Raw genomic sequence first — 13,592 nt, forward strand, 5'->3', positions numbered from 1 at the left:
AAGGGGAAGGGTCGGTTGAGGGTCAGGACAGGGGCAGCGCGAGCACGGCGTAGGCCACCGGGGCCGCGAAGACGAGGGAGTCGAGCCGGTCCATGATGCCGCCGTGGCCGGGCAGGGCCGAGGACATGTCCTTGATGCCGAGCTCGCGCTTGACCATGGACTCGGAGAAGTCGCCGGCCGTGGCCGCCCCCACGGTCAGGGCGCCGAGCAGCGCGCCCGCCCACCAGGGGTGCCCCACGAGCACGGGAACCAGCACCGATCCCACCGCCACGGAGCCCGCCAGGGAACCGAGGGCGCCCTCCCAGGACTTCTTCGGGCTGATCCGAGGGGCGATGGGGGTCCTCCCCCACCGGTATCCCACCATGTACCCGAACGTGTCGTTGGAGACGACCATCAGGACCAGGCACACGACCATCATGTGGCCGGCGGGCTGGTCGAGGAGGGCGGCCGCGAAGGACAGCAGGAACGGCGCCCAGAGCAGGACGAACGTCCCCGCCAGCATGAACTGGCCCGTGGGCCGGCGTCGCGTCACCGCCGTCCAGGCGAACATCAGCACGAGGGACGCCATCAGCGCCAGGAACAGCGCCGGGATCCCGCCCGTCCAGGCGGCGAGGGGCATCACGGTGGCGCCCACCCACAGCGGGGGCCGTGGCACGTCCAGTCCGATCTGACGGATGGCGACGGCCACCTCGTTCACCGCCCCGACCAGCAGGGAGACGACCAGCAGCACCAGGAGCCACGGCAGCCACACCAGGCCCACGAGGGCGGTGCCCAACAGGCCGACCCCCACGAGGACGGCGGACCGGAGGTCGCGACCGCCGCGTGGGGGCGAGGGGGCTGTGGCGTCGGGCGTCATGACGCGAGCACGTGGGCGGGAGCGGGGGCTCACACCTCGAGGAGCTCGGCCTCCTTCTTCTTGGCCATCTCCTCGATGAGGTCGGTGTGCTTCTTGGTGAGCGCGTCCAGGTCCTTCTCGCCGCGCGCGCCCTCGTCCTCGCCGATCTCCTTGTCCTTGACCAGCTTGTCGATGGCCTCCTTGGCCTTGCGACGGGCGTTGCGCACGGAGACCTTGTGCTCCTCCGCCTTGTTCTTGACGAGCTTCACGTACTCCTTGCGGCGCTCCGCGGTGAGCTCCGGCATGACGACGCGAATGACCTTGCCGTCGTTGGAGGGGTTCGCGCCGACCTCGGAGTCGGACAGGGCCTTCTCGATGTTGCGCAGCGCGGACACGTCGAAGGGCGTGATGAGCAGGGTGCGCGCATCGGTGGTGGTGAAGGACGCCAGCTGCTGCAGCGGGGTGAAAGAGCCGTAGTAGTCCACCATCACCTTGGAGTACAGGCCGGGGTTGGCGCGGCCGGTGCGGACGGACGCGAAGTCCTCGCGCGTGGCCTCGATGGTGCGCTCCATCTGCTCCTGCGCAGACGTGAGGGTCTCCTGGATCACGATCTCTCCTCTGGGGGTGGTGTGCTTCTTGCGTCCATCCTACGCGGACGGCCGGACGCCTCAGGGGGTGACGGAGGTGCCGATCTCCTCGCCGAGCAGGGCGCGGGTCACGTTGCCGGGGCCCTCCATGCCGAACACCCGCATGGACAGCCCGTTGTCCTTGCACATGGTCATGGCGGTCAGGTCCATCACGCGGATGTCCTTGCGGAGGGCCTCGTCGTAGGTGAGGTGCTCGAGGCGCTGGGCGGTGGGGTCTTTCTTGGGGTCCGCGGTGTAGACGCCGTCCACACCGGACTTCGCCATGAGGACCTCGTCCGCGCCGATCTCCAGGGCGCGCTGGGCGGCCACGGTGTCGGTGGAGAAGTAGGGCAGGCCCGTGCCGGCGCCGAAGACGACGACGCGCCCCTTCTGCATGTGCCGGACGGCGCGCAGCGGGATGTAGGACTCGGCGACCTGCTCCATGTGGATGGCGGACTGCACCCGCGTGGAGACGCCGGCCTGCAGCAGGAAGTCCTGCAAGGCGAGGCAGTTCATCACGGTGCCGAGCATGCCCATGTAGTCGGCGCGGCGGCGGTCCATGCCGGACTCGGAGAGCTCGGCGCCGCGGAAGAAGTTGCCGCCGCCGACGACGATGGAGATCTCGACCTGCTCCGCGGCCTCCGCGATCTGCTCGGCGATCCCGCGCACGGTGACCGGGTCGATGCCGACGGAGCCGCCGCCGAACACCTCGCCGGAGAGCTTGAGGAGGACGCGACGCCGGCCGGTGTCCTCGGCGTCCACGGCGTGGTTCTCGGGCTGCTGTGCGGGGCTCATCTGGTGCTCTCCTCGTCGGGCCGAAGCGCGGGCCGGGTCGCGGCGCCGCGGGTGCGCCCCCGATCCTACCGCCCGGACACGGCGACGCCCCGCCCCTCCGCACGGGAGGGACGGGGCGCCGTGGCGTGGTCCGGGACGGGTCCCGGACCGGGGTGGATCAGTTGCCGACGCGGAAGCGGGCGTAGCCGGTGACGGCGGTGCCGGCCTCGGAGGCCACCTTGCCGACGGTGGTCTTCGGGTCCTTCGCGAAGGGCTGGTCCACGAGGACGCCCTCCTTGAAGAAGCCGGTCAGGCGACCCTCGACGATCTTCGCCAGGGCCTGCTCCGGCTTGCCCTCGGCACGCGCGGACTCCTCGGCGATGCGGCGCTCGTTCTCCACGGTCTCGGCCGGGACGTCCTCGCGGGTGAGGTACGTGGGCGAGTAGGCGGCGGTGTGCACGGCGATGTCGTGCGCAGCCGTCTTGGCGGCGTCGGAGTCGGCGTCGACGGCGAGCAGCACGCCCACCTGAGCCGGCAGGTCCTTGGAGGTCTTGTGCAGGTAGGCGTCCACGTGGGCGCCCTCCACACGGGCCACGCGACGGACGGCGACCTTCTCGCCCAGCAGCGCGCCCTCCTCGGTGACGTAGTCGCCCAGGGTGCGGCCCTCGTGGTCGGAGGCCAGCAGGGAGTCGACGTCTGCGGCGCCGGAGGCCACGGCGGCCTTCAGCACGACGTCGCCCAGGGAGATGAACTTGTCGGCCTTGGCCACGAAGTCGGTCTCGCAGTTGAGCTCGATCATCACGCCGACGCCGTTCTCGACGGTCGCGGCCACGAGGCCCTCGGCGGCGGAGCGGCCCTCGCGCTTGGTGGCGCCCTTGAGGCCCTTCACGCGGATGATCTCGACGGCCTTGTCGGCGTCGCCGTTGGCCTCGTCCAGAGCCTTCTTGACGTCCATCATGCCGGCGCCGGTGCGCTCGCGCAGGGCCTTGATGTCTGCAGCGGTGTAGTTCGCCATGCTCGTTGGGTCCTTCCCGATGTGTGGGTGGTGACGGGGTGTTCTGGTCGACTCCGTCCGGGGCCGGGCGCGTGCGCCCGGCCGCGGACGGGACGGATCACTCGGCCGCGGGGGCCTCGGACTCGGCGGCTTCGGCGGCGGGGGCCTCGGCCTGGGCGGCCTGCTCGGCGTTGTGCTGCTCGAGCAGCTCGCGCTCCCACTCGGCCATCGGCTCGGCGGAGGAGTCGCCGGACTTGCCGCCCTGGCGGGCGATCAGGCCCTCGGCCACGGCGTCGGCCACGATGCGGGTGAGCAGGGTGACGGAGCGGATGGCGTCGTCGTTGCCCGGGATCGGGTAGGCGACCTCGTCCGGATCGCAGTTGGTGTCGAGGATGGCGACGACCGGGATGTTGAGCTTCTGGGCCTCGTCGACGGCCAGGTGCTCCTTCTTGGTGTCCACGATCCACACGGCAGAGGGGGTGCGGGCCATGTCGCGGATGCCGCCGAGGTTGCCCTGCAGCTTCTCCAGCTCGCGGTTCAGGAGCAGCAGCTCCTTCTTGGTGTGGGTGGAGCCGGCCACGTCCTCGAAGTCGATGGCCTCGAGCTCCTTCATGCGCTGCACGCGCTTGGAGACCGTGGAGAAGTTGGTGAGCATGCCGCCCAGCCAGCGGTGGTTCACGTAGGGCATGCCCACGCGGGTGGCCTGCTCGGCGATGGCCTCCTGGGCCTGCTTCTTGGTGCCGACGAACAGGATGGTGCCGCCGTGGGCGACGGTCTGCTTGACGAACTCGTACGCACGGTCGATGTAGGTCAGCGACTGCTGCAGGTCGATGATGTAGATGCCGTTGCGCTCGGTGAAGATGAAGCGCTTCATCTTGGGGTTCCAGCGGCGGGTCTGGTGGCCGAAATGGACACCGGAGTCGAGCAGCTGGCGCATGGTCACGACGGACATGGCGTTCCCTTCTGTGGCAGCCGTGGGACCCCGCGCTGCGCGCGCGGGCGGTCTGCCGGTCGTTGTGTTTCACGGTTGCGCGGCTGGGCGGACGCTCAGCCCCTGGCATCGCGACGGCGGGCGGCCGGGCCCCGCGTGCACCCCGTCGATCCAGGAGGATCGGGGGGACCGGACGTGGGGGCTGGACCCGCAGAAGCGGGTCCACCGAGATGCGCGGAGTCGGCGTCGAGGCACGGCACAGGGCCGGTGACACGACACCGCTGACGAGATCCTACCGCACCCGTGCGCGGGCACGGCGACGGGGGTGCGGCGGCGCCGACCGCTCCTGCACAGGCCGTCGGCTGCCGGGACCGGTCCACCGAGGACGGAGGGCGGCACCGCGGCGTCCGCGTGGACGGGAGAGGGTGGCCTCATGAACGAGGCATCGACCCCTCCCCCGCGGCTCCGGGCCGCGGCGGTCCTCGCCGTCGCCCTGCTGGCGACGGCCTCGGCGGCCCGCGCCGAGGACGCCCCTGCGGCGCCGCCGGTCACCGGGGCCCTCCTCGCCCCCACGCCGGGCGCGGGCCCCTCGGACGTGCTCCGCGGGTTCGCCGGGCCGGAACGGCCCTGGTCGCGCGGGCATCGGGGCGTGGATCTCGCGACGTCGAGCGGTCTCGTCACGGCGCCGGCCGCGGGCACCGTGCGGTTCGCCGGGTCGGTGGCCGGCCGCGGGGTGCTCACGCTGGCCCACCCGGACGGCACGCTCAGCTCGTTCGAGCCGGTGACCTCGGACCTGACCGCGGGGCAGGCCGTGGCGGCCGGCCAGGAGGTGGCGCGGGTGCAGGAGGGCGCGGCGCACTGTCCCGTCCGCTGCGTGCACTGGGGCGTCCGGCGGGAGGACGCCTGGGCGGTGGGCGCCGCACGCTTCGACCGATACCTCGACCCGCTCCTGCTGCTCGGATGGTCCGGGCCGTCGGTGCTGTGGCCGGTCGGGGACGCCGGGTGACGCCCGTGGGCCGCGTCGCTCAGCGCCCGCGGTCGGCGAGCAGGCCCTCCACCAGGTCGAGCAGCCGCCGCGCGGACCGGCCCCAGGTGTAGCCGGCGGCGTGCTCGGCCGAGGCGCGGGAGGCCGCGGCGAACACCGCCGGGTCCTCGAGCCCACGCACCCGGGCGGCCAGCGCGGCACCCCGGTCCCCCTCGAGCGGCACCCCGTTCCAGGCCGCGGTTCCGTGGCCGGCGACCTCGCGGAAGATCGGCAGGTCCGAGCAGATCACGGGCGTGCCCTGCGCCTGGGCCTCGGCCACGGGGAGGCCGAACCCCTCCGCCCGGGAGAGGGTGACAGAGGCGGTGGCGCGACGCAGCAGCGCGGTGTACTCGGCCTCGTCGGTGCCGTCGTGGAAGACCACCTCCGCGCCGCGGGCGCCCGCGGCGGCCCGTGCCCGGCGGAGGTGCTCCGCCAGCTCTCGGCGGCGCTCCGCCGTCAGCCGGGAGAGCAGGTGCACCGTGTACCCGGACAGCAGGGGCACTGCGTCGAGGATCGACTCGACGTCCTTGTAGTCCATGAAGGAGCCCATGTAGAGGAGCTCGCGCGTCGGGGCCGCCTCCGGGTCCCGGGGCACGCCGGCGGGCTGCGGAGCGTTGGGCACGACGTGCACCGGGCGCCGGGTGAGGCGGTGCGCCGCGATGAGGTCGGCCGTGGTCTGCGAGACGGTGGCGACGGCGTCGGCCCGGTCGAGGAGGAACCGCTGGGGGGCGTAGCCGAGGTGGTAGAGGCGCCACAGCCAGCGGATCGGCTCGGGCAGGTTCCGGGGCGGGGTCGGGTGCTCGTAGTAGATGAGGTCGTGCAGCGTGAGGATCAGCGCGTAGTCGCGGCCGAGGGACCCCATCGTCTGCATCGGGGAGAACACGACGTCCGGGCCCAGTGCGCGGACCTGGCGGGCCACGAACGGCTCCCGGGCGGAGGTCGGCCCGGTGATCCGGTGCCAGGGCACGCCGTCGGGCAGCAGCGCCAGCTGGCGCTCGTCACTGATGAGCATCTCCACGCGCAGGCGAGCGGGGTCGGCCAGGCGGTGGACGGCCTCGGTGAGGCTGGCGCCGTAGCGCGAGATGCCGTCATGGAAGTCGACCCGCGTGTAGCGCGCGTCCATGAGCAGGAGCTGGGAACCGGTCACGGCACCACGCTAGCGGGGCACCAGCGAGTCGTGATCCGGCCGTGACCTGAAGCGGCGATCGTGATCTTCCGCACTCCCAACACGCGTGACCGATGCCGAATTTCTTCCCTGACATGGGATATTGCTGGGTTAACTGTTCGTTCATATTGCGTTTCTATAACGATCCGGTACGTTTGGTCACGGAGAGGTTGCGAAGCCTCACCTCACGGGCGGGCGCACTCGCGCGACCGCCACCGGACATCACTCACCCCCAGCCCCTCGACGTCATTCCCCGGCACTGCGCTTCCCCTCGCCTGCGCCGCGTCCGACGCTGGCCACCTCTGGGAGCCCACCATGCCCGAAGCCCTCCTCACCCCTGCCCGCCGCCCCCGCGCCGCCGCGGCATCCCTCGCCCTCGCCCTCGGCGCCGGTGCCGGCGTCACCGCCGGCGCCGCGGTGATCGCCCCGCAGGCCGTGGCCGCCGAGACCTACACCGTCCAGGCCGGCGACGGCTGGTGGATCATCTCGCAGCGCACCGGCGTCTCCATGGCCACCCTGATGCAGCTCAACGGCATGACCTCCGCCGACATGCTGCACCCGGGCATGGTCCTCAAGACCAGCGGCACGGTCACGGCCGCCGCCGGCACGTACACCGTCAAGGCCGGCGACGGCTGGTACGCCATCTCCCGCGCCACCGGCGTCCCGGTCTCCACGCTGACCTCGCTCAACGGGATGACCATCACCTCGATGCTGTACCCGGGCATGGTCCTCAAGACCACCGGGACCCCGGCCTCCACGGCTCCTGCTCCGGCTCCGGCGCCGGCCCCCGTGGTCCGCCAGTCCTCCAAGCAGGCCGCGATCGACTTCGCCGTCGCCAAGGTCAACGACCCGAACACGTACTACGCCTGGGGCGGCAACGGCCCCTACGGCTACGACTGCTCCGGCCTGACCAAGGCCGCGTTCGCCGCCGCCGGCATCACCATCCCGCGCGTCTCCCACGACCAGTACGTCAACGCCCCGGCCTACGCCCCGCTGTCCCAGGCGCAGCCCGGTGACCTCGTGTTCTGGGCCAACCAGTCCACGGGCCGCGTCTACCACGTCGCCGTGTACATCGGGAACGGCAAGGTCGCCCACGCCCTCAACACCACGGACGACCTGGTCATCACGTCCACGGACGTCATGACCTCCAACCGCCTCGCCGTGGTCGGCCGCTACTGAGCCGCCCCGCCCCGCGGACGACGTCGGCCCCCGCCCTGGACTCCAGGGCGGGGGCCGATCTGCACTCCCGGCAGGGCGAAACGGGCACTCTTCGACGCGGCCGACGGTGCGCGGACCGCGCCCGGGTCCGCGACCCCTACGGGGCGCCGGGCGTGAGGCGTCGGGCCAGCGCATAGGCCGGGCTGCGCGCCGCGGCCCAGAAGTCGCTCCACCACAGCCCCACGGGCGGGCGCAGCGGGTCGAAGCGCACCACGACGTCGGCCGGCCCGCCCAGCACCACGCGCGCCCGGTCGACCCACGGGCCGCCGTCGAGGGAAGTCAGGATCCCCACCTCGTCACCACGGACCTGCGCACCGACGTCGACCGCCCCCAGGCGGCAGTGGAGCGGCAGCAGCGTGGTGAGCGGGTCCACGGCGCCGGGGACGCGGGGCGCGAGCAGCCGCCGGGTGAACGGACCCGTGCCCGTGGAGGCGAACAGGAGCGCGCCGCCGTCCGCGAACCGCAGGGCCAGGCCGGTGAAGTCGGGCAGCGGCTTGGGCAGGCCCACCGCCCGGGAGGTGCGGGCGAGGACCGGGGTGTCCCCCGCGGCGGCGAAGGCCGCGATCCCGGACTCCGGCCACGCCGCGTGCACGCGCCAGGTGGCGCGGCGCGTCCGCCCGCGCGGATGGAGCGGCTGGCGGCGGGGCAGCATGGCGGGTGCGTTGGCGACGACGGCGAGCACGGCGCCCAGCGCTCGGCCGGAGATCGTGGCGGGGCCCATGCGCACCACGCTAGGGGGCGCCCCGCGCCGGCGGCACCCGTGAGGCCCGCGGGGCCGCCGCCTGACGCGCGACGGGTGGGGGCCGCACGCGCGGGCCGCGGAGGTCGGCGAGTCCCCGCCCTGGGCCCGTGGCCGTCCGGCCTGCTTCACTGAGACGCCGACGACGCAGGCGCGCGCCGCCTCGTCGGCCCCATGCGGGCCCCCGGGCCCGCGACCCACCATGCACAAGGAGCGGTGGGACCCATGAGCGACCAGCGGTCCCCCGAGACGAAGAACTCCGACGCCCCCGGCGACCAGGACGAGGCCATGCAGCGGCAGGCTCCCGCCCAGGTCGACGGCCTGGCGGAGAAGGCCGAGGAGGAGACCGAGCAGGACAAGGGCGGCTACGACCACTGAGCCGCGCGGACGAAGGCCCCCCAGCAGCGGCTGAGGGGCCTTCGTCATCCGGCTCGCGGTAGGGCGTGCGGGGCTTGAACCCGCGACCCAGGGATTATGAGTCCCCTGCTCTGACCGACTGAGCTAACGCCCCGGGGTCCCGCGGACGGGACCCGGCCATCCTAGCCAGGCCCGCACGTCGGGAACGGACGGCGGGGATGGCCGCGGCCCGCAGCGCTCAGAGGGCGGCGCGGATCTCCGCCGGCGTGGCCCCGCGGTACAGGCGCTCGAAGAGGTCCACGGTCTTGGCCTGCGAGTGGCGCACCGCCTTGGCGTGGGAGGCCTCCCCCATGGCCGCCCGCCCGGCCTCGGGGAGGTCGAGGACGCGCGCGATCCGCTCCGCCAGAGCCACGTGGTCGCCCGGCGGGAACAGCCAGCCGTTGACGCCGTCGTCCACCAGGTGCGGCAGCGCCAGCGCGTCCGCGAGGACGACCGGGGTGGAGGCGCTCATGGCCTCGAGGGAGACGAGCGACTGCAGCTCGGCCGTGCCAGGCTGGCAGAACACGTCCGCACGGAGGTAGGCCGTGTGCAGCTCCGCGTCGGAGACGTGGCCGAGGCGGCGGACACGGTCGGCCACCCCCTCCTCCGCGATCACGGCGTCCAGGGCGGTGCGCTGCTCGCCGTCGCCCACGATCTCCGCGTGCACGTCCAGGTCCGGGCGGGTGCGCGCCAGGTGGGCGACGGCCCGCACCAGCACGTCCACGTGCTTCTCCACGGCCAGGCGGCCCACGAAGAGCACGGTCGGGTGAGCCGCACGCTCGACGACCTCGCCCGGGGCGAGCTCATAGGCGCTCGCGTCGATGCCGTTGGAGATCGGCAGCACGCGGTCCAGGCCGGCGTGCTCCGCCATCGCGGCGGCCGCCAGGGCGGTCGGCGTGGTGACGGCCGCGCCCTTGCCCATGAGCCGGCCCATGTCCCGCCAGGAGTTCTTCGAGACGATGTTCAGAAACCACTGCGGGAACGGGAGGAACGGCTCGAGGTTCTCCGGCATGAAGTGGTTGGTGGAGACGGTCCGGATGCGCCGCCGATCGGCCACGTTGATGGCGGCCTCTCCGATCATGTAGTGGCACTGCGCGTGCACGACGTCCGGGCGGACCTCCGCGAGGATCCGGTCGATGGAGCGGGACGCGTGCCAGGGGAACACCAGCCGGTAGTACTCGTGGGTGAAGGCGCGGTGGGACTCCAGCCGGTGGACGGTGGCCTCGGGACGCTCCTCCACGGTGTCCGGGCCCGGCTCGTTGCGGGCGGCGATCACGTGCACCCGGTGGCCCCGCTCGTGGAGGGCGGACGCGAGGCGGAAGCAGAAGACGGCGGCCCCGTTGACGTCCGGCGGGTAGGTGTCCGCGGCGATCACGACGGTGAGCGGGCGCTCCTGGGCAGGGCGGGCGCTGCTGGTCACGGGGTGGTCTCTCCTGGGGTGTCGGCGACGCGGCGCTCCTCCCTGCGGGCCAGCACGTCCGGGTGGCTGCGGGAGAGCCGTACGATCCCCACGGTAGCAACCGCCGCGGCGGCCAGGAGGCAGGGCCCCACCCACCAGGGCGCGTCCGGGCGCATCTCCCCGAGCACCAGGACGCCGACCAGCACGCCGACCATCGGGTCCACCACCGTGAGCCCGGCGACCACGAGGTCCGGCGGCCCGTGCCGGTACGCGGTCTGCACGAACCACACGCCCAGGACCGCCCCGGCCACGAGAACGGCCAGCACGCCCCACGCCGGCGGGCGGCCGTCCACGAGCCGCACCGCGGACATGCGCACGCACACCGCCACGAATCCGTAGAGCACCCCGGCCGCGACGATCGGCACGAGCGCGCTCCGGCGTCCCCGGAGCGCCAGCGCGGCGACCAGACCGACCACCACCACCCCGGCGGCGATCCACGCCGTGAGGGTCTCCTGGTCCGCATCGGGGACCGGGTTGGGGAGCGTCGCCTGCACCGTGACGACGACGAAGGCCGCCGAGCCCAGCGTGCACGCCGCGACCGCCCGCCACGTGGCCGGGTCGACCCGCAGGCCGGCCACGCGAGCGTGCACGAGCGTCGTGACCACCACCGCGACGGCCCCGAGGGGCTGCACCACTGTCAGGGGCGCCCACGCCAGGGCGATCACGTTCAGGACGATGCCCGCCAGCATCAGCACACCGCCGACCAGCCACACGGGCGAGGTCAGCAGCCGCAGAGCCCCTCCGCGGCCCGGGCGTGCTCCGTCCCCGCGCTCGAGGGCACGCACGCCGGACGCCTGCCGCTCGCTGCCCAGGGCGAGGAAGAGGGCCCCCGTCAGGGCGCACAGGATGGGCACCAGGTACACGTCGCCTCCTCGCTCGCGCCCGGCGGTCCGGGCCCGCCCCGCCCGTGCGGGTTCCTCGTCCGCCTCCCACCCTACCGACGACGACGCCCCGCCCCTCCGGAGAGGGACGGGGCGTCGTCGGGTGCGGGCGGGCGGCTCAGCCCTTGCGTCCGCGCAGGCGCGAGGCCAGCACGGCGAACGCGGTGCCGGAGGCGCCGAGCAGGGCCAGCGGCTGCCAGCGCTCCTTCACGTAATCCTCGGCGGCGGCGGTCTGCTCACCGGCGCGGGCGGCCGTGGTGAACGGCGCGGTCTGCTCGGTGGCGTGGGCGGTGTCCGGGGTGGTGCCGCGCAGCTTGCGCTGGGCGGTGAACGCGGCGACCTGGCCCTTCACGCTGGTCTTCTCGTCCAGGCCGGAGCGGATGTCGCCCAGGTGGCGGCGGCGCAGCTCGGCGCGGCGGCGGACCTCGTCCTCGGAGGCGTCGTCCTTGGCGGGGTGGGGAGCGGCGAGGCCGTCCTTGCGGGCCTGCTTGTTCTCCTCCTTCTCCACCTTCTTGCGCTCCGCCTCGCGCTGCTTCTCCAGGCGCTTGGCCTCGGCGCGCTCGGCCTTCAGGCGGTCGTACTCGGCCGGGTCGAAGTCGTTGCCCTCCTTGAGGTAGCCGAGGTCGTACTCGAGGTTGCGCACGGTCTCCTGCGGAACCAGGGGCATGGCGCCCTTGATCTGCATGGCGCCGACGCCGGCGAGCACGAGGCCCAGCACGAGGAAGACGAGGGCGACCATCAGTGCCGGGAACCAGAACGGCGGGTTCGCGAACGCGCCGATCAGCGCGACCACCAGGGCGATGGTCATGAGGGCGAGGAAGAACAGGCCCACGACGGCCAGCGCGGCCCCGATGCCGGCCTTCTTGCCCTTGGCGGCGGCCTGGCCCTTCGCGAGCGCCAGCTCGTCCTTGAGCTGCAGCGGCAGCAGGCGCACGACGGCGGCGAGCAGGTCGGTCAGGGAGCTGGCGCGGGTCTGGGGCGTGACCGGCGTGGTGGGGCGGGGCGCGCGCGGCGCTGCCGTGGGTGCGGCGTGGGACATGGCAGGGAGGCCTTCCGTTGCATTCTCGTCAGGTCACGGCGGCCCGAGGCCGTCCGGACGGGGCGGTTCTGCGGCTCACGCTATCACCGCCCGTCCCCGCCGGTCCGGGGGTGGGCGCCTGGGGACCCGCGCGCTCTCCGCGCGCGGATCCGCAGGTCGGGCCGGGTCGGACGGCTCAGAAGGTGATCGAGGCCGGGTCCGGGCCGATGCGGCCGTCGGCGCGGTCGAGCCCGCGGATCTGGTCGACCTCCTCCGCGGTGAGCTCCAGCTCCGCCGCGGTCAGGTTGGAGACGATGCGCTCGGGGGTCACGGACTTGGGGATGACCACGAAACCCTCGGCGAGGTGCCAGGCGATGACGACCTGGGCCGGCGTCGCTCCGTGGGCCTCGGCGATGGCCGTGATCACCGGATCGGAGAGCAGCTCGCCGCCCTGGCCGAGCGGGGACCAGGACTCGTGCACGATCCCGTGGCGGGACTCGACCTCGCGCAGCTCGCGCTGCTGCCAGTAGGGGTGCGTCTCCACCTGGTGGATCACGGGGACCACGCCGGTGGCGGAGATGATCTCCTCGAGCTGCTCCGCGGGGAAGTTGGAGACGCCGATCGAGCGCGCCCTGCCCTGGCGCTGCGCCTCGATGAGCGCCTTCCACGTGTCCACGTACTTCCCCTGGGCCGGCTTGGCCCAATGGATCAGCCAGAGGTCCACGTAGTCCGTGCCGAGCTTGGCGAGCGAGGCCTCGAGGGCGGCGAGGGCCTCGTCGTACCCCTGGTCGGAGTTCCACACCTTGGTGGTGATGAACAGCTCCTCGCGCGGCACGCCGGCGGCGGCGACGGCGCGTCCGACGCCCTCCTCGTTGCCGTAGACGGCGGCGGTGTCGATGTGCCGGTAGCCGGCGCGGACGGCCTGCTCGACGACGTCGGCGGCCACCGCGTCCTCGACCTGCCACACGCCGTAGCCGAGCTGCGGGATGGACTGGCCGTCACGGAACGGGGTCTGCGGGACGGTGGTCATGGTGTTCCTCCTGGGGATCGGCGGACGTGCTTCCACCTGGGGCAACGGGCCCGTGGCCCCGCCCATTCCCGGGCGGGGGCGCCGTCGTGTCCGGGCCGCTGACTAGGATCGACGGATGCCCTCCGCGCCCTCGTCCCGTCCCACGCGTCCCTCCTCGCCGGCGCCGCGCCGACGACGCCGGGCCCGCGCGGCAGACCCCAGCGCGGGGGTGCGGCGGGGCATGCTCGGGTGCAGCGGGTGCCTGGGACTGGTGGCCCTCGGGCTCCTGCTGCTCAGCCTCCTCGTCGGCGGGTTCACGGGATCCCCGTCGCCGAGCGCGGCGTCGCAGGCACCCGACGGGAGGTCCGCGGCCCCCTCGTCCGACTCCTCGTCCGCGGCACCCTCTGCCACGGACGCGCCGTCGCCGCCGCCGGCGTGCCGCGCGAGGAGCTGTTCATCACCACCAAGGTGTGGAACTCCGACCAGGGGTACGACGAGGCCCTCGCCGCCCTCGAGGCCTCGC

Annotated in this window: 14 protein-coding genes, 1 tRNA gene and 1 pseudogene; 4 read left to right on the top strand and 12 right to left on the bottom strand. The window is 73.4% G+C overall.

Going from position 1 to position 13,592, the window contains the following annotated elements; genetic code table 11:
- Positions 1–22: 22 nt before the first annotated feature.
- From MHY29_RS08080 to rpsB, 5 genes are all read right to left on the bottom strand, one after another.
- Positions 23–856: a phosphatidate cytidylyltransferase gene (locus tag MHY29_RS08080; protein WP_224355350.1), complete on the bottom strand. Its 834-nt coding sequence runs from the start codon at positions 854–856 to the stop codon at positions 23–25.
- A gap of 29 nt (positions 857–885) precedes the next feature.
- Positions 886–1,443, bottom strand: a complete 558-nt coding sequence (gene frr / locus MHY29_RS08085) for a ribosome recycling factor (RefSeq protein WP_224355351.1) — start codon at positions 1,441–1,443, stop codon at positions 886–888.
- Positions 1,444–1,503: 60 nt separating this feature from the next.
- Positions 1,504–2,256, bottom strand: coding sequence for a UMP kinase (pyrH, locus tag MHY29_RS08090; RefSeq protein WP_224355352.1), 753 nt, complete (start codon positions 2,254–2,256; stop codon positions 1,504–1,506).
- A 157-nt stretch (positions 2,257–2,413) separates the two neighbouring features.
- Positions 2,414–3,250: a translation elongation factor Ts gene (gene tsf, locus MHY29_RS08095; protein WP_224355353.1), complete on the bottom strand. Its 837-nt coding sequence runs from the start codon at positions 3,248–3,250 to the stop codon at positions 2,414–2,416.
- 97 nt (positions 3,251–3,347) lie between these two features.
- Entirely contained in the window at positions 3,348–4,181 is an 834-nt protein-coding gene (gene rpsB / locus MHY29_RS08100) for a 30S ribosomal protein S2 (protein WP_224355354.1), read from the bottom strand.
- A 412-nt stretch (positions 4,182–4,593) separates the two neighbouring features.
- Between rpsB and MHY29_RS08105 the strand changes: the two genes are divergently transcribed.
- Positions 4,594–5,166 (top strand): M23 family metallopeptidase, encoded by a 573-nt coding sequence (locus MHY29_RS08105; protein WP_239239885.1) that lies wholly within the window; start codon positions 4,594–4,596, stop codon positions 5,164–5,166.
- Between the two features lie 19 nt (positions 5,167–5,185).
- Here the strand turns inward: MHY29_RS08105 and MHY29_RS08110 are convergent, their stop codons facing one another.
- On the bottom strand, positions 5,186–6,307 hold the full coding sequence (locus MHY29_RS08110) for a glycosyltransferase (protein WP_255718728.1): 1,122 nt from the start codon (positions 6,305–6,307) through the stop codon (positions 5,186–5,188).
- Positions 6,308–6,664: 357 nt separating this feature from the next.
- On the opposite strand from MHY29_RS08110, the gene MHY29_RS08115 reads away from it, so the two are divergent.
- On the top strand, positions 6,665–7,528 hold the full coding sequence (locus MHY29_RS08115; RefSeq protein WP_224355357.1) for a C40 family peptidase: 864 nt from the start codon (positions 6,665–6,667) through the stop codon (positions 7,526–7,528).
- A gap of 136 nt (positions 7,529–7,664) precedes the next feature.
- Here the strand turns inward: MHY29_RS08115 and MHY29_RS08120 are convergent, their stop codons facing one another.
- Complete coding sequence (locus MHY29_RS08120) at positions 7,665–8,288, bottom strand: hypothetical protein (protein ID WP_239239891.1); 624 nt, start codon at positions 8,286–8,288, stop codon at positions 7,665–7,667.
- Between the two features lie 243 nt (positions 8,289–8,531).
- Here MHY29_RS08120 and MHY29_RS08125 point away from each other — a divergent pair, with 243 nt between their 5' ends.
- Positions 8,532–8,684 carry a hypothetical protein gene (locus tag MHY29_RS08125; protein WP_239239894.1) on the top strand — a complete coding sequence of 51 codons (153 nt, stop codon included), beginning with the start codon at positions 8,532–8,534 and terminating at the stop codon, positions 8,682–8,684.
- A 59-nt stretch (positions 8,685–8,743) separates the two neighbouring features.
- Here MHY29_RS08125 and MHY29_RS08130 read toward each other — a convergent pair.
- The 5 genes from MHY29_RS08130 to MHY29_RS08150 form a co-directional block, all read right to left on the bottom strand.
- Positions 8,744–8,817 (bottom strand) — tRNA-Ile (locus MHY29_RS08130).
- A gap of 84 nt (positions 8,818–8,901) precedes the next feature.
- Positions 8,902–10,122 carry a glycosyltransferase gene (locus MHY29_RS08135; protein ID WP_224355360.1) on the bottom strand — a complete coding sequence of 407 codons (1,221 nt, stop codon included), beginning with the start codon at positions 10,120–10,122 and terminating at the stop codon, positions 8,902–8,904.
- On the bottom strand, positions 10,119–11,024 hold the full coding sequence (locus tag MHY29_RS08140) for a DMT family transporter (RefSeq protein WP_224355361.1): 906 nt from the start codon (positions 11,022–11,024) through the stop codon (positions 10,119–10,121). The genes MHY29_RS08135 and MHY29_RS08140 overlap by 4 nt, the downstream gene beginning before the upstream one ends.
- Positions 11,025–11,160: 136 nt before the next feature.
- On the bottom strand, positions 11,161–12,081 hold the full coding sequence (locus tag MHY29_RS08145; RefSeq protein WP_224355362.1) for a phage holin family protein: 921 nt from the start codon (positions 12,079–12,081) through the stop codon (positions 11,161–11,163).
- A 175-nt stretch (positions 12,082–12,256) separates the two neighbouring features.
- Positions 12,257–13,090, bottom strand: coding sequence for an aldo/keto reductase (locus MHY29_RS08150; protein WP_224355363.1), 834 nt, complete (start codon positions 13,088–13,090; stop codon positions 12,257–12,259).
- 237 nt (positions 13,091–13,327) lie between these two features.
- Here MHY29_RS08150 and MHY29_RS12490 point away from each other — a divergent pair.
- Positions 13,328–13,592, top strand: a pseudogene (locus MHY29_RS12490) (hypothetical protein); the annotation flags it as partial.

The organism is Micrococcus sp. ACRRV (assembly GCF_022346985.1).
GTDB lineage: Bacteria > Actinomycetota > Actinomycetes > Actinomycetales > Micrococcaceae > Micrococcus > Micrococcus porci.

Bases quoted from the DNA above. Each gene is read 5' to 3' on its own strand.
- MHY29_RS08080 (WP_224355350.1), bottom strand. From the start codon at position 856: ATGACGCCCGACGCCACAGCCCCCTCGCCCCCACGCGGCGGTCGCGAC.
- pyrH (WP_224355352.1), bottom strand. From the start codon at position 2,256: ATGAGCCCCGCACAGCAGCCCGAGAACCACGCCGTGGACGCCGAGGAC.
- tsf (WP_224355353.1), bottom strand. From the start codon at position 3,250: ATGGCGAACTACACCGCTGCAGACATCAAGGCCCTGCGCGAGCGCACC.
- rpsB (WP_224355354.1), bottom strand. From the start codon at position 4,181: ATGTCCGTCGTGACCATGCGCCAGCTGCTCGACTCCGGTGTCCATTTC.
- MHY29_RS08105 (WP_239239885.1), top strand. From the start codon at position 4,594: ATGAACGAGGCATCGACCCCTCCCCCGCGGCTCCGGGCCGCGGCGGTC.
- MHY29_RS08110 (WP_255718728.1), bottom strand. From the start codon at position 6,307: ATGGACGCGCGCTACACGCGGGTCGACTTCCATGACGGCATCTCGCGC.
- MHY29_RS08115 (WP_224355357.1), top strand. From the start codon at position 6,665: ATGCCCGAAGCCCTCCTCACCCCTGCCCGCCGCCCCCGCGCCGCCGCG.
- MHY29_RS08120 (WP_239239891.1), bottom strand. From the start codon at position 8,288: ATGGGCCCCGCCACGATCTCCGGCCGAGCGCTGGGCGCCGTGCTCGCC.
- MHY29_RS08125 (WP_239239894.1), top strand. From the start codon at position 8,532: ATGAGCGACCAGCGGTCCCCCGAGACGAAGAACTCCGACGCCCCCGGC.
- MHY29_RS08145 (WP_224355362.1), bottom strand. From the start codon at position 12,081: ATGTCCCACGCCGCACCCACGGCAGCGCCGCGCGCGCCCCGCCCCACC.
- MHY29_RS08150 (WP_224355363.1), bottom strand. From the start codon at position 13,090: ATGACCACCGTCCCGCAGACCCCGTTCCGTGACGGCCAGTCCATCCCG.